Origin of the sequence: Rhodoferax sp. (genome assembly GCF_030653815.1) — a bacterium.
Lineage (GTDB): Bacteria > Pseudomonadota > Gammaproteobacteria > Burkholderiales > Burkholderiaceae_C > Rhodoferax.
The window spans coordinates 55,909-74,993 of sequence record NZ_JAURYQ010000044.1; the positions used below are offsets into that span (position 1 = coordinate 55,909).

Here is a 19,085-nt window from a genome sequence, read left to right on the forward strand (position 1 = left end):
TTCCCAAGGTTCAACATGACTGACACACGACACGCCAAAGTGCTTATTTTGGGCTCCGGCCCGGCCGGCTACACCGCCGCCATTTACGCCGCACGCGCCAATCTGCAACCGCTGCTGATCACCGGCATCGCCCAGGGAGGGCAACTGATGACCACCACCGAGGTCGACAACTGGCCCGCCGATGTCGATGGCGTGCAGGGCCCCGAGCTGATGCAACGCTTTTTGGCCCATGCCGAGCGTTTCAAAACCGAAATTGTGTTTGACCACATCAACAAGGTCGATTTTTCCAAACGACCGTTCACCCTGACCGGCGACAGCGGAACCTACACCTGCGATTCGCTCGTTCTGGCCACCGGCGCCTCGGCCAAGTACCTGGGACTGCCCTCGGAGGAAGCCTTCATGGGCCGGGGCGTGTCGGGCTGTGCCACTTGCGACGGCTTTTTTTATCGTAACGAAGTGTGCTGCGTGGTCGGTGGGGGCAACACCGCGGTCGAAGAAGCGCTGTATTTGTCCAACATCGCGGCCAAGGTGTATCTGATTCACCGCCGCGACAAGTTCCGTGCCGAGCCCATCATGATCGACAAACTGATGGACAAGGTGGCCGCGGGCAAGATTGAACTCAAAACCTTCAACACCCTGGAGGAGGTACTGGGCGATGCCAGCGGTGTGACCGGTGTGCGCATCAAGAACGTCAACACCGGCGCCACTGAAGACCTCGCGCTCAAAGGCTGCTTCATTGCCATTGGCCATGCGCCCAACACCGAGATATTCCAGGGCCAGTTGGAGATGGCCGGCGGCTACCTCATCACCCAGGGCGGCAACCAGGGCTTTGCCACCCAGACCAGCGTACCGGGCATTTTTGCCGCGGGCGATGTGCAGGACCACGTCTACCGCCAGGCCATCACCAGCGCCGGCACCGGTTGCATGGCGGCACTGGATGCGCAGCGTTTCCTGGAACAAGCCTGAACCCAGCCCGGCGCGGCGACCGGGCCATGCGCATGCGGTTTTGGGGACAACGCTGCACCAATTTCCCCTGCTAGTCGACTCACCGGCGCCTGGAATCAGTCGGGTGATGCGCTTGGCGAAGGTCAAGGCGGAGTCCGCGCAGCGGACGGGGGACACGCAGCGAAGCGCATCGCCCGGCTGATTGGGCAAGCACCCTGATGCAGCCTTTGGACCGGCATCTCACCCCACTCAGTTTGAATCGCAACCCAGCCCGGCCCCGGCTGAAGCCAGGCTATAATGCTGGGCTTTGTTGCCTTCCCCGTGAGGGTTTGGGCTGCAGAACGGGTTACCGCCACCCTTTTCTTGGCGAGGTGAGGCTCCTGGCGTCAGTCTGGGCCGTTTAATAGTATCGGAGTGTCCACATGGCACGCGTATGTGAAGTCACGGGCAAAGGCCCGATGGTCGGGAACAATGTTTCCCACGCCAACAACAAAACCAAGCGCCGGTTCCTGCCGAACCTGCAATACCGCCGTTTCTGGGTGGAGTCTGAAAACCGCTGGGTTCGCCTGCGGATCTCGAACGCCGGTCTGCGTTTGATCGACAAAAACGGTATCGACGCTGTGCTCGCAGATCTGCGCGCACGTGGTCAAGCCTAAACCCATTTACTGAAAGAGCACCATGGCTACCAAAGGCGGACGCGAAAAAATCAAGCTGGAATCGACAGCCGGCACCGGTCACTTCTACACGACCGACAAGAACAAGAAAACCACTCCCGAGAAATTGCTGATCAAGAAATTTGACCCCAAAGCTCGCAAGCACGTGGATTACAAGGAAATGAAACTGAAGTAATTCGGTTTTCTTCCAACAAAAAGCCCGCAGTCTGCGGGCTTTTTTACGTCTGCTGACCTGCCTGTTCAGGCACGGGCCGCGCGCAACCTCAAGGAAAATTCCTGCAGTGCCGCAATGCCACTGGCTTCGGCGCGCTGGCACCAGGCCTGCAAATCTGCGGCGAGCTGCTCCCGGGTGTGCGAGCGGTTCAGCCACAGCTGGCGCAGTTCTTCGCGCATCAGCACCATTTTGTCGAGCACGGGTGACGCCGCACGCACGGCAGCCAATTGGGCCGCAGCACCCGGCGGGACTTTTTCAGCATCGCGGTGCAACCAGTTGCGGGCCGCCTTGAGCACAGTAGCGTCGGCACTGCGGGCTTTCAGGTCACTCAGTTCGCTATCCAGTGCCAGGCGCATGCTGCGCGCATAGGTCGCCATCAACTCAAACCTGTTTTGAATCAGCGCTTCCAGCGTGTGCTCGTCGGCGGTGGCGCGCACGGCCCCCAAAGCCAGGCGGGGTGGCGTCTTTTTGACCCGTGCCAACCCCACGCGCTGCAACAGGCTGATGTACATCCAGCCAATATCGAACTCATAGGGCTTGACCGACAGCTTGGCCGAGGTAGGGTAAGTGTGGTGGTTGTTGTGCAGCTCTTCGCCGGCGATCAGGATGCCCCAGGGCGAAATGTTGGTGCTGGCATCGGGCGCCTCAAAATTGCGATAGCCCCAAAAATGCGCTGCACCGTTCACAATGCCTGCCGCCATCACCGGGGTCCAGGCCATTTGCACCGCCCACACCGCCAGACCGGCGGCGCCAAACAGCGTCAGGTCAAGCAGCAGCATCAGCGCCACGCCGGCAAAGGAAAACCGGGTGTAGAGATGACGTTCGATCCAGTCATTGGGCGTGCCATGACCAAAACGCGCCAGGGTGTCCTTGTTTTGCGCTTCCTTGCGGTACAACTCATAGCCTTGCAACAGCACCGTCTTGATGCCGTACACGTGCGGGCTGTGCGGATCGTCGGGTTGCTCGCATTTGGCGTGGTGCTTGCGGTGAATGGCCGCCCATTCCTTGGTCACCTGGCCGGTGGTGAGCCACAGCCAGAAGCGGAAAAAATGCGAAGCCATGGGGTGCAAATCCAGCGCCCGATGCGCCTGATGTCGGTGCAAAAAAATGGTGACGCTGAGCATGGTGACATGCGTCATGCCCAGGGTAAACAACACCAGCTGCCAAGCGCTCAGATTCCAGAATCCGTGCGCCGCCCATTCCAACAATGAAGCCATTGATTTATCTCTTGAATTGTTTTATTGACGCTGCCAAACCGCAGCAAAGAAACCATCGGTCTGATGCCGATGCGGCCACAGCCGTAAAAACCGTTGCTGATTATCACCACCGCTGCACAAGCTGGCAGCCTGCTCCACTTTAAGCCCTACCAGGACCTCGCCCACATCGAGCGGGACAAAGTCAGGGTTGGCTTCGGAAAACGCCAGCGCGATGGCTTCGTTTTCCTGTGGCAGCACGCTGCAAGTGGCATACACCAGACGTCCACCGGACTTGAGCAGACGCGCCGCACTTTGCAAAATGGCCGTTTGCTTGACCGTCATTTCATCGACTGCCGTCTGGTTTTGCCGCCATTTCAAATCGGGGTTGCGGCGCAGCGTGCCCATGCCGGTGCAGGGGGCGTCGACCAGCACACGGTCAATCTTGCCTGAGAGGCGCTTGACGCGCTCATCGCGCTCATGCGCAATGGCAGCTGGATGCACGTTGGACAAGCCGCTGCGCGCCAGCCGCGACTTGAACGCATCAAGGCGGCCCGCCGAGGTATCGAAGGCATACAGGCGCCCGGTGCTGCGCATGGTGGCCCCGATGGCCAGCGTCTTGCCACCGGCCCCGGCACAAAAATCGACCACCATCTCACCGCGCTTGGCGTCGAGCAGCATGGCCAGCAGTTGCGAGCCTTCGTCCTGCACTTCGAAGTCGCCACGCTTGAAGGCTTCCATTTTGCTTAAAGCGGGCTTGCCGGCAATGCGCAAACCCCAGGGTGAATAAGGCGTTGGCACGGCCTTGATGCCCAAGGCGGCCAGCTCCTTTTGCACGTCGGCGCGCTTGGCCTTGAAGTCGTTGACGCGCAAGTCCAGCCCGGCGCCCTTGTTGAAACTCTCCACCAGCGGCCAGAAGCCGTCGCCCAACTGGTCCTTGAGCGGCTGCACCAGCCATTCTGGCAGGTTGTGGCGGTGGCGTTCCATCAAATCTTCGGGCTTGATCTTTTCGCACTGGTCAAGCCAGTTGATCTCCTGCTCGCTGAGGGCGCTGCGCAAAAAGTCGCCGGGGCCGTAAAAGCCCAGAATGGCCAAGCGGCGTTCTTTGGGGCCGCTGCCGGAAGGCGCAAAATGGTCAAACAACAATTTTTTGCGCAAGACGGTATAAACCGTCTCGGCCAGAGTGGCGCGTTCACGCGGCCCAAGGCCACGGTGCTCACGAAAGAATCGCGACACAATGGCATCAGCCGGGTGGTCAAATTTGAGGGTCAGACGAACCAGTTCGGAACAGGCGTCAAGCAGGGCTTTTGGATGCATAGGTTCCGATTGTCCCACGGGAACTTTACCCAACTTCACAGCTCAGAGTTCGGGCTGGCAAAATCAAGTTGCACAATAGCCAAAACCCAAGATCGTCGTGAACCCCGATCACGCCAAACAAACGTCTTCAAAGCCCAAATACACCCGATGCCCGCGCGCCCCCAACACCCCCTGCCCCACCCCGCCTTGGCCCGCGCCCTTCGGCCTCTGGCCTGCGTCGTGGCACTGTCGCTGGGCTTGGTGCTGGGCGGCTGTGCCAGTTTGAACCCCGATGAAACCCCGGACACCAACAGCGTAGAACTCACCCAGGCGGGCTGGTGGAAGGACTTTCGCGACCCCTTGCTGACCGAGCTGATTGCCCGGGCCATGCAGGCCAACCCCAACATCCTGTCGGCCCAGGCTGCCCTGCAGCAGGCGCGTGCGCTGCGTGATGTGAAACTGGCCGCCAACCGCCCCAACCTCACGGTATCGGGTGCGGTGCAGCGCAACACCGCCGATGGCGGCGAGGCCAGCGTCAACTTCAGGGGAGGGCTGGACGCCAGCTGGGAACTTGACATCTTTGGCGCCAACAAGAGTGCGGTGGCCAACAGCGAGGCCGACCTGCAGGCCGCCAGGGCCAGTTTGCGCGACATGCAACTGAGCATGACCGCCGAGGTCGCCCTGGCCTACATCCAGTTGCGTGGTTTGCAAGCGCAGCTGGGTATCTCCCGACACAACCTCAACACGCAGCAGGAAACCCTGCAGATCACCCAATGGCGTGAACAAGCGGGTTTAGTGACCTCGCTCGAAGTGGCACAGGCCCAGACCGCGGCGGCTCAAACCGCAGCCCAACTGCCTGCCCTGCAAAACAGCCTCGCCAAAACGCGTCACAGTCTGTCGGTCCTGACGGGCCAACACCCGCACGAGCTTGACGCCCTGTTGCTGACGATCCAACCCATCCCCCAGGTGGCCATGCAGCTGGCGGAGGTGATTCCAGCGGACAGCCTGCGCCAACGCGCCGATGTGCGGGCCGCCGAAGCCCGAATCATCGCTGCCTTGGCCTCCGTGGATGCCGCCGAAGCGGCTCGTATGCCCAAATTCAAACTGGGCGGCTCGGTGGGTCTGACCGCGCTGACGCTGGCAGGTTTCAGCAATGGGGCTGCATTGGCCACGCAGATATTGGGCAGTTTTTCCATGCCATTGCTCGACGGTGGTGCTGCCAAAGCCCAGGTAAGAGCCCAGCAGGCCGTGCTGGCGCAAACCCGGGCCAATTACCAAGATACTTTGCTGACCGCACTCAAGGAAGTGGAAGACGCCCTGATCGCCCTGCAGCATGACCGTGAGCGACTGGACTACCTGCAACAGGCCGCCAGCGCTGCCAACAACGCCGCTCTGCTGGCACAAAACCGTTACAACAGTGGCCTGATTGACTTCCAGACCGTGCTGCAAACCCAGCGCACCCTGCTGGGCGCGCAAGACAGCGTGGCCAGTCTGCAAGCCGACCTCAGCAGCGGCCATGTGCGCCTGGTCAAGGCGATGGGCGGCGGCTGGCAATGAACAAGAAAGAAAGTACCCGATGACCGATGTCCCGCAACAAGCCCCCCAGGGCAACAGCCCTCAAGCCAGTGATTTGCAGAAACTTTTACAGGAACCTGGCAAACAAGTCTGGTGGCGCCGGCGCGCACTCTGGGCCACGCTGGTGCTGCTGCTGGCCGCGGGTGGCGGCTACTATTACTGGCAGCAAAGCCAGCAACGCAGTGCAGCGCCCAGCTTTGTCACCGAGCCTGCCAGCAAGGGTGACCTGACGTTGACTGTCACGGCCAATGGCACACTGCAACCGACCCGCTCGGTCAATATCGGCAGTGAGCTGTCGGGCACCGTACTGCGCGTGCTGGTGGACGTGAACGACCGGGTCAAGCGTGGCCAGGTCCTGGTCGAGCTCGACACCGCCAAACTCAATGATCAGGTGCTGCGTTCCAAAGCCGCCTTGGCCAGTGCCCAGGCGCAATTGGCACAGGCCAATGCCACCGTCAAGGAAAGCCGTGCCGGCCTGGCCCGACTGGAAGAGGTGGCCAAACTCTCGGGCGGCAAGGTGCCCTCCAAAACGGAGCTTGACAGCGCCCGCGCTGCGCATGAACGCGCCGTGGCGGCCGAGGCCAGCGCCAGCGCCAACGTCGACTCCGCGCGCGCCTCCTTGGCCACCGACGAAACCAACCGCGCCAAAGCCTCGATCCGTTCGCCCACCGACGGTGTGGTGTTGACGCGTTCAGTCGACCCTGGCAATGCCGTGGCCGCGTCGCTGCAGGCAGTGACACTGTTCACCGTGGCCGAAAACCTGAGCCAGATGCGCCTGCAGGTCAACGTGGACGAGGCCGATGTGGGCCGCGTCAAGGTTGGCCAACCGGCCAGCTTTACCGTGAGTGCCTTCCCGAGTCGACGCTTTCCGGCCAAGATCACCCGGGTGGCCTATGGCTCGACCATCACCGACAACGTGGTCACTTACCAGACCCTGCTCGACGTCGACAACGAAGACCTGAGCCTGCGCCCCGGCATGACGGCCACCAGCACCATCACCGCCGTGGAACGCAAGAATGTGCTGCTGGTACCCAACACCGCGCTGCGCTTTTCACCGCAAACCAGCGCGGCCCCGCAAGGCAACGGCGGCATCATGGCCAGCGTGTTGCCGCGCATGCCCCGCAGCGGTGCCCGCAAGACCGCCACCGGCGGTGCCGCCAAACAAGTCTGGGTGCTGCGCGAGGGCGCACCGGTCGCGGTGAACGTCACCCCGGGCATCAGCGACGGTCGCATGACCGAGATCACCGGTGGCGACCTGCAGGAAGGTATGGCCGTGATCACCGACCAGCGCGCAGGTGGCGCCAGCAAGCCATGAGCACCCCGCCCCTGATTGAACTCATTGGCGTCACCAAAACCTACGGTCAGGGCGCCACGGCACTGCAGGCCCTCAACGGGGTTGACCTGCGCATTGAGGCCGGTGATTTTGTTGCCATCATGGGCCCCAGCGGCTCGGGCAAGTCAACTGCCATGAACACGCTGGGTTGCCTCGACACGCCCACCACGGGCCAGTATGTGTTCAACGGCGTCCATGTGGAAACTCTCAACCGCGACCAGCGCGCGCTGCTGCGCCGGCGTTACCTGGGGTTTGTGTTTCAGGGCTTCAACCTGCTGGCCCGCACCAGCGCCCAGGAAAATGTGGAACTGCCGCTGCTGTACCGCGGTGAGCCCGCCAAAATGCGCCATGCCGCGGCAAAAAAAGCGCTGGCCTCGGTCGGGCTGGCCGGCTGGGAACACCACACCCCGGCCGAGCTCTCGGGTGGCCAGCAGCAGCGTGTGGCCATTGCCCGCGCCCTCGTCACCGAACCCGCCGTATTGCTGGCGGATGAACCAACCGGCAACCTCGACACCCAACGCAGCCGCGAGATCATGCACCTGCTGTGGCAGCTCAATGTCGACCACGGCATCACCGTGCTGATGGTCACCCATGAGGCCGACATGGCAGCCTATGCCAAACGCATCGTGCATTTTGTCGATGGCGTGGTCGACAACGACACCCGCAACCCGCAACCCACCGAGGCCCGTCCGGGCGGGCCTGCTGCGCAAGCCATGAGCGCTGCGACCAGCGCAGAGGCCCACTGACATGTGGCTCAGCACCCTGCTGCTCGCCCTGCGCTCGATCCGGCGCAACCTGCTGCGCTCGTTCCTGACCATTTTGGGCATCGTGATCGGTGTCAGCGCCGTCATCACCATGGTCACCGTGGGCAATGGCGCCACGCTGGCGATTCAAAACCAGATCTCGGGCCTGGGCACCAACCTGCTGCAGGTGCGCCCGGGGCAGCGCATGATGGGCGGTGGCGGCATGAGTTCGCCACCTTTCAAGGAAGCCGATGCCGAGGCCATTGCCAGCCAACTCGGCGGCATTTCCGCTGTTGCGCCCGAGGCGCGCAGTAATGCCGTACTGGTGCTTGACGGCCGTAACTGGAGCAGCAGCATCATTGGCAGTACCAACCAATGGCTGTTCACCGGCAACTGGAAGGTAGCCGATGGCCGAAGCTTTTCCGAAAATGAGCTACTGGCAGGTGCCGGGGTCTGCCTGATTGGTGAGACCGTGCGCCGCGAGCTGTTTGGCAGCCGCGTGGCGGTGGGCACCTCGATACGCGTCAAGCAAATCAGCTGCGAAGTCATCGGCGTGCTGGCGCCCAAGGGTCAGGGCGCCTTTGGCAACGACCAGGACGACGTGGTGCTGATGCCGCTGCACACGCTGCAGCGGCGTATCACCGGCAACACCCGGGTCAACACCTTGATGGTGTCGATGCAGGACGGCGCCGACCCCGAGCGTGTCAAGGCGGGCATCACCGAACTGCTGCGCGAGCGCCGCAAACTCACCACCGCAGACGAAGACAACTTCAATGTGCTCGACACCAAGCAACTGGGCGAAACCCTGTCGGGCACCACCAAGGTCATGACCACGCTCCTGGGCGCCGTGGCAGCAGTAAGCCTGCTGGTGGGCGGCATCGGCATCATGAACATCATGCTGGTGAGCGTGACCGAGCGCACCCGCGAGATCGGCCTGCGTCTGGCCATTGGCGCGCTGGAGCGCGAGGTGTTGCTGCAATTCCTGATTGAAGCCGTGGTGCTGGCCGCTTTGGGCGGCGTGATCGGTATCGTACTGGCCACCGGGGCCTCGATCGGCCTGTCGCGCTTCATGGAAGTGCCGTTTGTCTTCAATCTTGGCGTAAACCTGCTATCGTTCGTGTTCTCGGCTGGTATTGGGGTGTTGTTTGGCTACTTCCCGGCACGCCGGGCAGCCCGACTCGACCCGATCGAGGCCCTGCGGCACGAATAAATTACAGCAGGAGCATCGCAACATGGGCTTTCAAAAAGGTCCGGCGGACGCCATCCCCACGACACCGTTCAAGGTACACGATCAGATCGAGTACCGGGTCAAAGGGCGCATTCTGCACACCACGGCCAGGGGACCATTCAGTAACGTGGTGGAAGCCATCCCTCCCACCATCACCGAATTCCTCAAAAGACTGGCGCAACAAGGCCGCTGGGGACAAATCGTCAACTTCCAGCACAGCGCCTTGATACCCGCCGAAGCCCGGCAAAATTTTGCCGCTTATCTGAAAGCAAGATACGAAAACACAGTGGTCAAGCCGGTGGTCGCCCTGGTGTTCGAGCCCGAGGTCGAAGCTGGCGCCTTGATGGCCCCCGAAATTCTGAAGTGTTACCTGGACGCCGGCATCCAGGGCCAGGTGTTTGAAAGCTATGCCAGTGCGCTCGATTGGGTGGAATCCGAAATCAGCCAGTTTTCGACCCGACTCGAATGGAAGGACAGTTACACCATCGGTGACGCCGCCATTGACGAACAACACCGGGAGCTGTTCAAACGTGCGGCCTATGTTCTGGCGGCCACCTCCCACGAGGGACAGGTCATCTCTGCCATGCGGCTGTTCCAGTACATGCGTACCCACCTCTCGCACGAGGAAGAATGGATGCGGCAGCTGCGCTATCCGGACGCTGACCACCACGCGCACGAGCATCGTGCCCTCATGGCCAGGCTCAACACGATTTCACTCAAAATTGCCAACGAAAACCTGGTGATGGCGGATCTGGAAGAATTCATCGGGGACAGATTCTTGAACCATATGGAGACGGCGGACACCGATCTGGCACGCTTTGCCAGCGCGATCAGGGCAAGCTAAGCCAGTTTCTGCAGCAAGCCTGTCACGGCCTGCGGGTAAAGCAAGTGCTCCTGTGTCAGCACCCGGGCCGCCAGCGTGTCGGCCGTGTCACCCGGCAACACCGGCACCACAGCCTGCGCCAGGATCGGGCCATGGTCGAGTTCGGCGGTGACCAGATGCACGGTGGCCCCGGCGACCTGGCAACCGGCCTCAATGGCACGCTGGTGCGTGTGCAGGCCGGCAAACGCCGGCAGCAGCGATGGGTGGATGTTGACCAGACGCCCGGCATAACGGTTCACAAACGCTGGCGTCAAAATGCGCATGAAGCCTGCCAGCAGCACCAGCACCGGCTGCTCCGGACTGTCATAGCGGTCAATCAGCTGTGCCAGCGCGGCATCAAAGGCCTCACGGCTGGGGTAGACCTTGTGGTCCAGCACCTCGGTGACAATGCCTTGCGCGCTGGCAAATTCCAGCCCTTTGGCGTCCGCCTTGTTGCTGATGACGGCGGCGACCCTGGCACCATAATGGTCCGCCCAGCGCCCACGCTGCGCAGCATTCACAATGGCGGCCATATTGGAGCCGCCGCCCGAGATCAAAATAACAATATTTTTCATGAAGACCGAATTATGACTTTGACCCAACCCACTACCCTGACACCCATCGAGGCCCGCGTGCTCGGCACCCTCATGGAAAAAGCCCGCACCGTGCCCGACAGCTATCCGCTGTCACTCAATTCCCTGTTGCTGGGCTGCAACCAGAAGAGCAGCCGCGATCCGGTGATGGACTTGAGCGAAGCCGATGTCGCCAGCGCGCTGGAAAACCTCATGGCGCTGTCGCTGATGCGCACCAACACTTCAGGCCGCGTGGCGCGTTATGAGCACAACTTCCAGCGCGGCATCGGTGTGCCCGAGCAGTCGGCGGTGTTGCTCGGCCTGTTGATGTTGCGCGGCCCGCAAACTGCGGCCGAGTTGCGCCTCAACACCGAACGCTGGTACAAGTTTGCCGACATTTCCTCGGTCGAGGGTTTCCTGGAAGAGTTGCAGGACCGCTCACTTGATAAAGGCGGCCCACTGGTGATCAAGCTGGCACGCGCCCCCGGTGCCCGTGAGCAGCGCTGGGCGCACCTGCTGTGCGGCCCGGTGGATGAGGCGCAATTGGCCCAATCTGGCAGCGCTCGCGGCACCGACGGCGCGCCCGGCGCCCTGGCGCGCATCGAGCAGCTCGAAGCCGAAGTGGCGCAGCTCAGGGCCACGGTGCAGCTGCTCTGCACCGAGCTGGGGGTGTCGGCTACTGCGCCTTGAAACCGCTGTCCTTGATGATGCGCGCCCAGGTTTTGGCATAAGCCTGTTCGCGGCTGGCCAGTTGGGCGGATGTCATGTAGCCCACCGTCAAGCCCATGTTGGTGAGGCGTTCGCCCACCTCGGGCAGCGCGATCACTCTGGCCACTGCGCTGCCGAACTTGTCAATGGCAGCCTGCGGTGTGCCCTTGGGCGCAAAAATGCCGTAATAAGGCAAATCTTCAAAGCCGGCCAGGCCGAGCTCGGCAAACGTGGGCACCTCAGGCAAGGCGGCCTGGCGCTTGCCGCCCAGCACCGCCACCATGCGGATCTTGCCGGCTTTCTGGTTCTCGATGAAGTCGGGCACCGAACCCACACCCGCGTGGATCTGGTTGCCCAGCATGTCGGCCATCATGGGCGCGCTGCCGCGATACGGTGCGGCCTGCAGATCGAGCTGGTATTTCTGGCCGATCACCTTGACCAGAAATTCGGGCACCGAGGCCGGTGCCGGCACGCCCACCGTATCCTTGCCCGCACCCTGCTTTTGCACCCAGGCCACGTACTCGGCCATGCTTTTGGCAGGGGTGCCGCCGGAAATGGCCAGGCCGTTGGCAAAGGTGGCAAAACCGGCTACCGGAACAAAGTCACGCGCCGAGTCATAACCCGGGTTTTTCACCACCAGCGGCAAAATCGTGATGGTGTGGTCGTGCGACAAAAACAAGGTATTGGCATCGGCTGGCGCAGCCTTGAGCGCCTGCGCCGCAAGCTGGCCGCCGGCGCCCGCCTTGTTGTCGACCAGCACCGGCACACCCAATTGGTCCTTGAGCTTGTCGGCCAGAATGCGGGCAATGGCATCGGTGCCGCCGCCGGGCGGAAACCCCACCATCAGCTTGATCGGGCCCGTCTGCGCCTGCGCCAAACCGGCAGCCAGCAAGGCGCTCACAGCCAGGGTTTTGAACAGGCCACTAAGGCCTTGGGAAACTTGCAACTGAAACATCTGAAACTCCTAAGATTGGTTTAAACCTTTGCGGGTCAGACCACTCGCGCAGCGACGTGCTCTGACCCCAACTGATTAAAACGTACCCGGGTAAGCACCCCCATCGGCCAGCACGTTTTGCCCGGTCATGTAAGCGGCCTGCTGACTGCACAAAAACGCGCAAATGGCCCCAAACTCGTCAGGCGAACCAAAGCGTTTGGCTGGAATGGTGTTGCGCCGGGCGGTCGCCACCACGTCCAGCGGTTGCGCTGTTTTGGCTGCAACTCCCTGAAAGATGGACTGCAGCCGCTCGGTGTCAAAGGCACCGGGCAACAGGTTGTTGATCGTGACCCCTTTGGCAGCCAAGCCGCTACGCGCCAGTCCGGCCACAAAACCGGTCAAACCGCTGCGCGCACCGTTGGACAGGCCCAGCACATCGATCGGCGCTTTGACCGCGCTGGACGTGATGTTGACAATGCGGCCAAAACCGCGCGCGATCATGCCATCCACGGTGGCCTTGATCAGCGCAATGGGGGTGAGCATGTTGGCATCGAGCGCTCGAATCCAGTCGTCGCGCTCGAAGCTGCGAAAGTCGCCCGAGGGTGGACCACCCGCGTTGGTCACCAGAATGTCAAAGTCAGCACGCTGTGCCAGCACCGCAGTGCGGCCCGCCTCTGTGGTGATGTCAGCCGCCACCCATTGCACGCTCGCCCCGGTCTTGCTGGCATAAGCCTGCGTCAACTGTGCCGCAGCGGCTTGCAGGGCTTCGGCCCCGCGCGCCACCATCAGCACGTTCACGCCTTCCTGCACCAGTGCCTTGGCGCAGCCCAGCCCCAAACCCTTGCTGGCACCACACACCAAAGCCCACTTACCTGAAATGCCCAAATCCATCAAACGCTCCTGTTAAAAATAATTGTCATGCGGCCAGTTGCCGGGGGCGACTGGTAAACACAAAAATACCCGCCACCACCAGCGCCGTGCCCGCGGCCACCCAGCCGGTAAACGGCTCACCGAGCAACAGCACACCCATCAAAATGGTCGACATGGGCCCGACCATGCCGGTCTGCGCCGCCATGCCCGCACCAATGCGTTCGATGGCCATCATCACCATCAGGACTGGCGCGGCGGTGCACAGCGTGGCGTTCAGCACCGACAACCAGATCACCTCCGGCGCCACCAGCGCCGCGCTCAGCGGTCGCAATGCGACAAATTGACCGATGCACAGCACACAGGCCACGCTGGTGGCCAGGCCGACCAGGCGCAGTGAACCAAGCCGCTGCACCAGCTCACCGCTGAAACTGAGGTAGATGGCGTAACTGACCGCGCTGCCAAACACCAGCAGCGCGCCTAACGCGGCATCAGCGCCGGCAAAATTGATTTCGTGGCCAAACACCAGGATCACACCGCAATAGCTAAGGGCCATGCCCAGCGCCTGGCGGCGGCTGATGTGACGCTTGTAAAGCACCAGGCCCAGCAACAACACCAGGGTCGGATTGAGGTACAGGATGAGGCGTTCCAGCGAGGCACTGATGTAGGCCAGACCGGCAAAATCCAGAAAGCTGGCCAGATAGTAGCCGGTAAATCCCAGCCCCAACACACCCCACCCGTCCTGCCGACTCAAAGGAGGTTTGCCACGGCTGGCCCACCAGGCCATGACGGCAAAAATGGGCAACGCAAACAGCATGCGGTACATGATGAGCGTGACCGCATCGACGCCATGACGGTAGGCCAGCTTGACAATGATGGCCTTGCCGCTGAAGGCAATGGCCCCCAGCGTGGCCAGCACCAGCCCGGTGACCAGCGTTTTGGACGGCAAATGAACCGCATGCATCAGGGCTAATCTTCCACAAACGCCACGTCGCGCGTGCGCCTGACGATAGGCAGCAGCACCAGCGCCAGCAGCGCCAACGCCGCCAGCAGCAGGGCCGCAGACAGCGGCCGGGTCACAAACACGCTCCAGTCACCGCGTGACAGCAACAGCGCGCGGCGCAGATTTTCTTCAAACATCGGCCCCAGAATAAACCCCAGCAGCAAGGGTGCCGGCTCCATGCCGAGCTTGATGAAGGCATAGCCGACCACGCCAAACAAGCCCACCATCCAGATGTCCCAGGTGTTGTTGTTGGTGCTGTACACGCCAATGGCACAAAACAGCACGATGGCCGGGTACAGCCAGCGGTAGGGCACGCTCAGCAGCTTGATCCAGATGCCGATCAGCGGCAGGTTCAGCACGATCAGCATGGCGTTGCCAATCCACATCGACACGACCAGTCCCCAGAACAACTCGGGGTTGCTGGTCATGACCTGCGGGCCGGGCTGGATGTTGTGGATGGTCATGGCACCCACCATCAGCGCCATCACTGCGTTGGGCGGAATGCCCAGGGTAAGCAGCGGAATGAAGGAGGTTTGCGAGGCGGCGTTGTTGGCCGCCTCGGGGGCCGCCACGCCACGGATGTTGCCCTCACCAAAGGGCACTTCACCAGGCTGCAGCCGGGTCTTTTTTTCAATCGTGTAGGCGGCATAGGCGCTCATCACCGCACCGCCACCGGGCAGAATGCCCAGCACCGAACCCAGACCGGTGCCGCGCAGAATGGCCGGCCACATGCGTTTGAAGTCCTGGCGGCTCGGCATCAGGCCATGCACATTGGCGGTGAACACCTCGCGCGCGCTGGTCGGGTGGCTCAGGTTGCTGATGATCTCGCCATACCCAAACAGACCCATGGCGATCACGATGAAGCCAATGCCGTCGGTCAGCTCCGGGACGTCAAAGCTGAACCGCGCCACCCCCGAATTCACATCGGTGCCCACCAGCCCGAGCAGCAGGCCAAGCAAAATCATGCCAAACGCCTTGAGCAAGTCACCCGAGGCCAGCACCACCGCCCCCACCAGGCCCAGCAGCATCAGCGCACAGTATTCCGCGGGGCCAAACAGGAACGCCACCTCGGTCAGCGGCCCGGCAAAGGCCGCCAGCACCAGCGTGCCGACACAACCGGCAAAAAACGAGCCGATGCCCGCCGCCGCCAGTGCCGGCCCGGCGCGGCCCTGACGTGCCATCTGGTAACCGTCAATCACCGTCACCACCGACGAGGCCTCGCCGGGCAGATTGACCAGAATGGCTGTGGTGGAGCCACCGTACTGGGCACCGTAATAAATACCCGCCAGCATGATCAAGGCCGAGGTGGGCGGCAAGGCGTAGGTGGCCGGCAACAACATGGCAATGGTGGCCAGCGGCCCGATGCCGGGCAGCACACCAATCAAGGTGCCCAACAGGCAGCCGACAAAGGCGTACATCAGGTTGATCGGGGTGAAGGCCACGCCAAAACCCAGCGCCAGGTGATTGAGCAGTTCCATGCTAATTCCCCGCCAGAAACACCGGCCAGACCGGGAATTGCAATTTGAGCAGCAGCACAAAAGCCAGGTAACTCAAGGCCGCCAGCGCCGTGGCCAGCAGTGCCGCTTCCTTCAACTTGAAACGCTCACCGGCCAGGCAGGCAACAAAGGTCAGCAGGTAAATTCCGCCCATCAGGCCGAGTGCCGGCAGCTTCAGGCTGGGCAGGCCACCCAGCGCCACACCAAAGAGCAGATTGGCCGCAATGATGGCGACCATCGGTTTCCAGGCCCAGCGGCCAATGGCATTGACCCGGTCGGCTTGAAACAGCGCGGCGCGCAGCATCACGGCCCCGCCCAGCAGCGCCAGCAACACGCCGAGCAGCAACGGGACAAAACCCGGCCCCATGCGCCCGCTGCTGCCCACCTGGTAGCCCAGCGCGCCCCAAGCGAAGGCGCTGCCTACCAAGGCAAACAATAAACCAGCGTAAAAGTCTTGCGTATTCTTCATAGCAGTTTGGTCCAAATCACAATACGGCGCCTCAAACCAGTGCCGGGGTGGATGACAGCACCTCTTCGATCACGGTCAGGCCCTCGGCCACGCGCAGGGCACCCGCCAGGCGCAAGGGCCGCATGCCATCGGCCACGGCCTGGCGCTTGAGAACATCGGCGTTGGGCTCACGGTTGACCTTCTCCTTGAAGGCCTCGCTGACCACCAGCAACTCGTAGAGCCCCATGCGGCCCAAAAAGCCGGTCATGCGGCAGTCGACACAACCGACTGCCTTGTACGGTTTGTAGTCACCATTGAGCTGCCAGGGCTTGACCACTTCGGCCAGCATCTCGTGCGTGGCGGCCGGGTCAGGCAGCTTGCAATGCGGGCACAGCGTGCGCACCAGGCGCTGCGCCAGCACACCGAGCAAGGTGGCGTTGATCAGATACGAGGGCACGCCCAGCTCCATCAACCGCGTCACCGCTGAAGGTGCGTCGTTGGTGTGCAGGGTCGAGAACACCAGGTGGCCGGTGAGCGCCGCCTGCACCGCCATCTCGGCCGTGGCCTGGTCGCGGATTTCGCCGACCATGATGATGTCGGGATCCTGGCGCATCAGGGCGCGCAGGCCCTCGGGGAAACCAAAATCAAGCTGCGGCTGCACCTGGGTCTGGTTGAACGCGGGTTCGATCATCTCGATCGGGTCTTCCACCGTGCTCACGTTGACTTCTTCGGTGGCGACCCGCTTCAGGGTGGAATACAGCGTGGTGGTCTTGCCCGACCCGGTGGGCCCGGTCACCAGGATGATGCCGTTGGGGCGCTTCACCAGCGCCTCCCAGCGCTGCGCATCGTGCGCCGAGAAGCCCAGTGCGTCGAGGTCCTTGACCGTGGTGTCGGGGTCGAAAATACGCATCACCATCTTCTCGCCAAAGGCAGTGGGCAGCGTGGAAATGCGCATTTCAATTTCATCCCCGCCCGGGTTGCGCGTCTTGATGCGGCCGTCCTGCGGGCGGCGTTTTTCGACCACGTCCATGCGCCCCAGCAGCTTGATGCGCGCCGTCATGGCGCCCAGCACGCCCATCGGCATCTGGTACACCGGGTGCAGCACGCCGTCAATGCGAAAACGGATCACACCCTGCTCGCGCCGGGGCTCCAGGTGGATGTCGCTGGCGCGCTGGTCAAACGCGTATTGCCACAGCCAGTCGACCACCTGCACCACGCTCTGGTCGTTGGCGTCGAGCTGCTTGTTGCTCTTGCCCAGTTCCACCAGTTGCTCAAAACTGGAACTGGCGTTGCCACCGGCCTTGCTGGCCGCCCGCACCGACTTGGCCAGGGCGAAAAATTCGGCGGTGTAGCGCGCGATGTCTTGCGGATTGGCCAGCACGCGGCGCACACTGCGCCTCGACTGGCGCTCGACCTCCGCCACCCAATCGGTCAAATAGGGCTCGGACGTGGCGACCACGACCTCGTGCGCAGTGACCTGCACCGGCAAGATCTTGTGGCGCTCGGCATAGGCCGGGCTCATGGTGTCAGCCACCTTGGCCACATCGACCTTGAGCGGGTCGATGCGCAAATAGCCCAGCCCGGCGCGCGGCGCCAGCCATTGCACCAGCGCCTCCATGGCCATGGCCTTGTCATCGCTGGCACGGTGCACGCCGACGCTGACCAGGCGCAGCAAAGGGTGTTGCGCGCTTTCGGCCTGGGCGCAGCGCGACTGGATGCGCTGCGCCTCCTGCGCCGTGATGAGGCCGTCAGTCTGCAGCCACTGCACCAGGCTGCGCCAGTCCAGCGGACCCTCAACTTTCCGGCCTGGCAACGGGTTGGGCGTGCCGTGCGTCATGCCAACATGGGCTTGAACACCCGTACCCATTTGCTGGCTGGCAGGCCCCATTCGAACTCGATGCGGTCGGCGCGCGCCAGCAACACATCGCGCTTGGGCCGGCTTGGCGTGTGCTGTGCCAGCACCACGGTATTGCCCTCACGCGTCGGCTTGAAGGCCCAGATGGCGTCCTTGCCAAAAGCTGCCGACATTTTCTCGACACTGCGCACAAAACTCGACGCGCGGCCAAACAGGTTCACCGTCATGCAACCCTCGGGGGTGAGCAGGCGCCGGCAGTGGTTGTAAAACGGCAGGCTGTCGAGCACCGGTGCGGCGGCTTCGTGGTCGTACAAATCCACCTGCAGCGCGTCCACCGTGCCCCACCATTTGGGGTTCTGGATTTCCTGCGCCGCATCATTCAGCACCACCTGCAGGCGGGGGTTTTCCGCGGGCAGCTTGAACCAGCCCTTGCAGGCGGCCAGCACCTGCGGGTTGAGCTCGATGGCGGTCGTTTTCATGCGCAGTTCCTTGTGGCAAAACTTGGTCAGCGAGCCAGCGCCCAGGCCCAGTTGCAGGGCCTGGCGGTCTTTCACCGACTCGGGCGGCACGAACAGCAGCCAGGCCATCATGCGCTGGATGTACTCATGCACCAGGGCGTTGGGCTCGGCCAGGTACATCGAGCCCTGAACCCATTCGGTGCCCAGATGCAGATGGCGCATCGGACCATCGTCGGAAAAATTGACTTCGGGAAGAGTGTGGGGGTGTTTTTTCAAGATGGAGAGATTATCCCCAATCAGCGCCGTTCAATGCCAGCCCCTCAGGCATGGTTTACCCAAGTTCGTCATATTCGGTGAACGTGTCGGCAATGGCCCGAGGCATCAGGCTCGTTGTTTTGGTTTTGCAAAGCTCGCACTCTGTTTTTAACTTCACCAGCCCCAGTTCATTGGGCAGCACCCAGGCCGTCAGAAGTCTTCACATCGGCGTGTTTGTAGACTTTGACGACTTGCCTTTGGCGTTGACTGTGCTGGTTGCCAACATGCACGAACAGAGTGGAAAAGCATGGAAGTCAGGATACGGTAAGAAATATTCCGGAAAGAAGGACGGCGAAGACCCACAAGCACATTAAGATTCGCGACTCCGCACATTCTGAATACCACGTCGCTTGGAGCAAGGATTTT

The 19,085-nt window shown here is 62.2% G+C and carries 20 protein-coding genes; 10 read left to right on the top strand and 10 right to left on the bottom strand.

What is annotated here, in order from left to right; all coding sequences use genetic code 11:
• Positions 1 to 15: 15 nt before the first annotated feature.
• The 3 genes from trxB to rpmG all read left to right on the top strand — a co-directional run bounded on the left by trxB (position 16) and on the right by rpmG (position 1,794).
• Positions 16 to 966 carry a thioredoxin-disulfide reductase gene (gene trxB / locus Q7U49_RS17160; protein ID WP_304766630.1) on the top strand — a complete coding sequence of 317 codons (951 nt, stop codon included), beginning with the start codon at positions 16 to 18 and terminating at the stop codon, positions 964 to 966.
• Positions 967 to 1,367: 401 nt separating this feature from the next.
• On the top strand, positions 1,368 to 1,601 hold the full coding sequence (gene rpmB / locus Q7U49_RS17165; RefSeq protein WP_056667014.1) for a 50S ribosomal protein L28: 234 nt from the start codon (positions 1,368 to 1,370) through the stop codon (positions 1,599 to 1,601).
• A gap of 22 nt (positions 1,602 to 1,623) precedes the next feature.
• Positions 1,624 to 1,794: a 50S ribosomal protein L33 gene (gene rpmG, locus Q7U49_RS17170; protein ID WP_180131837.1), complete on the top strand. Its 171-nt coding sequence runs from the start codon at positions 1,624 to 1,626 to the stop codon at positions 1,792 to 1,794.
• A gap of 65 nt (positions 1,795 to 1,859) precedes the next feature.
• Here rpmG and Q7U49_RS17175 read toward each other — a convergent pair whose 3' ends face one another.
• Complete coding sequence (locus Q7U49_RS17175; protein WP_304766641.1) at positions 1,860 to 3,050, bottom strand: fatty acid desaturase; 1,191 nt, start codon at positions 3,048 to 3,050, stop codon at positions 1,860 to 1,862.
• Between the two features lie 21 nt (positions 3,051 to 3,071).
• Positions 3,072 to 4,343, bottom strand: coding sequence for an RsmB/NOP family class I SAM-dependent RNA methyltransferase (locus Q7U49_RS17180; protein ID WP_304766644.1), 1,272 nt, complete (start codon positions 4,341 to 4,343; stop codon positions 3,072 to 3,074).
• 147 nt (positions 4,344 to 4,490) lie between these two features.
• Between Q7U49_RS17180 and Q7U49_RS17185 the strand changes: the two genes are divergently transcribed.
• The 5 genes from Q7U49_RS17185 to Q7U49_RS17205 are packed head-to-tail and all read left to right on the top strand — an operon-like array spanning position 4,491 to position 10,045.
• Positions 4,491 to 5,879, top strand: a complete 1,389-nt coding sequence (locus tag Q7U49_RS17185) for an efflux transporter outer membrane subunit (RefSeq protein WP_304766647.1) — start codon at positions 4,491 to 4,493, stop codon at positions 5,877 to 5,879.
• A 19-nt stretch (positions 5,880 to 5,898) separates the two neighbouring features.
• The gene (locus Q7U49_RS17190; RefSeq protein WP_304766650.1) at positions 5,899 to 7,212 is read left to right on the top strand and encodes an efflux RND transporter periplasmic adaptor subunit; all 1,314 of its coding nucleotides are present in this window, start codon (positions 5,899 to 5,901) and stop codon (positions 7,210 to 7,212) included.
• Positions 7,209 to 7,976, top strand: a complete 768-nt coding sequence (locus tag Q7U49_RS17195) for an ABC transporter ATP-binding protein (protein ID WP_304766653.1) — start codon at positions 7,209 to 7,211, stop codon at positions 7,974 to 7,976. Before Q7U49_RS17190 ends, Q7U49_RS17195 begins: the two co-directional genes overlap by 4 nt.
• Position 7,977: 1 nt before the next feature.
• Entirely contained in the window at positions 7,978 to 9,183 is a 1,206-nt protein-coding gene (locus Q7U49_RS17200) for an ABC transporter permease (protein WP_304766656.1), read from the top strand.
• A gap of 22 nt (positions 9,184 to 9,205) precedes the next feature.
• Positions 9,206 to 10,045: a bacteriohemerythrin gene (locus Q7U49_RS17205; protein WP_304766659.1), complete on the top strand. Its 840-nt coding sequence runs from the start codon at positions 9,206 to 9,208 to the stop codon at positions 10,043 to 10,045.
• Here the strand turns inward: Q7U49_RS17205 and purN are convergent.
• The gene (gene purN, locus Q7U49_RS17210) at positions 10,042 to 10,638 is read right to left on the bottom strand and encodes a phosphoribosylglycinamide formyltransferase (protein WP_304766662.1); all 597 of its coding nucleotides are present in this window, start codon (positions 10,636 to 10,638) and stop codon (positions 10,042 to 10,044) included. The genes Q7U49_RS17205 and purN overlap by 4 nt on opposite strands.
• A gap of 12 nt (positions 10,639 to 10,650) precedes the next feature.
• On the opposite strand from purN, the gene Q7U49_RS17215 reads away from it, so the two are divergent.
• Complete coding sequence (locus Q7U49_RS17215; protein ID WP_304766664.1) at positions 10,651 to 11,325, top strand: YceH family protein; 675 nt, start codon at positions 10,651 to 10,653, stop codon at positions 11,323 to 11,325.
• Here the strand turns inward: Q7U49_RS17215 and Q7U49_RS17220 are convergent.
• The 7 genes from Q7U49_RS17220 to Q7U49_RS17250 all read right to left on the bottom strand — a co-directional run bounded on the left by Q7U49_RS17220 (position 11,312) and on the right by Q7U49_RS17250 (position 18,626).
• The gene (locus Q7U49_RS17220) at positions 11,312 to 12,298 is read right to left on the bottom strand and encodes a Bug family tripartite tricarboxylate transporter substrate binding protein (RefSeq protein WP_304766667.1); all 987 of its coding nucleotides are present in this window, start codon (positions 12,296 to 12,298) and stop codon (positions 11,312 to 11,314) included. The two genes, Q7U49_RS17215 and Q7U49_RS17220, sit on opposite strands and share 14 nt — an antisense overlap.
• Before the next feature lie 75 nt (positions 12,299 to 12,373).
• Complete coding sequence (locus tag Q7U49_RS17225) at positions 12,374 to 13,168, bottom strand: SDR family oxidoreductase (RefSeq protein ID WP_304766669.1); 795 nt, start codon at positions 13,166 to 13,168, stop codon at positions 12,374 to 12,376.
• A gap of 25 nt (positions 13,169 to 13,193) precedes the next feature.
• Entirely contained in the window at positions 13,194 to 14,108 is a 915-nt protein-coding gene (locus Q7U49_RS17230; RefSeq protein WP_304766670.1) for a DMT family transporter, read from the bottom strand.
• 5 nt (positions 14,109 to 14,113) lie between these two features.
• The gene (locus tag Q7U49_RS17235) at positions 14,114 to 15,625 is read right to left on the bottom strand and encodes a tripartite tricarboxylate transporter permease (protein WP_304766673.1); all 1,512 of its coding nucleotides are present in this window, start codon (positions 15,623 to 15,625) and stop codon (positions 14,114 to 14,116) included.
• A 1-nt stretch (position 15,626) separates the two neighbouring features.
• A complete protein-coding gene (locus tag Q7U49_RS17240; RefSeq protein WP_304766676.1) occupies positions 15,627 to 16,112 on the bottom strand; it encodes a tripartite tricarboxylate transporter TctB family protein in 486 nt (161 codons plus the stop codon).
• 31 nt (positions 16,113 to 16,143) lie between these two features.
• The gene (locus Q7U49_RS17245) at positions 16,144 to 17,928 is read right to left on the bottom strand and encodes a GspE/PulE family protein (RefSeq protein WP_304766678.1); all 1,785 of its coding nucleotides are present in this window, start codon (positions 17,926 to 17,928) and stop codon (positions 16,144 to 16,146) included.
• Positions 17,925 to 18,626, bottom strand: coding sequence for a spermidine synthase (locus Q7U49_RS17250; protein ID WP_304766763.1), 702 nt, complete (start codon positions 18,624 to 18,626; stop codon positions 17,925 to 17,927). Before Q7U49_RS17250 ends, Q7U49_RS17245 begins: the two co-directional genes overlap by 4 nt.
• 146 nt (positions 18,627 to 18,772) lie before the next feature.
• On the opposite strand from Q7U49_RS17250, the gene Q7U49_RS17255 reads away from it, so the two are divergent.
• On the top strand, positions 18,773 to 19,033 hold the full coding sequence (locus Q7U49_RS17255; protein ID WP_304766680.1) for a hypothetical protein: 261 nt from the start codon (positions 18,773 to 18,775) through the stop codon (positions 19,031 to 19,033).
• Positions 19,034 to 19,085 lie beyond the last annotated feature (52 nt).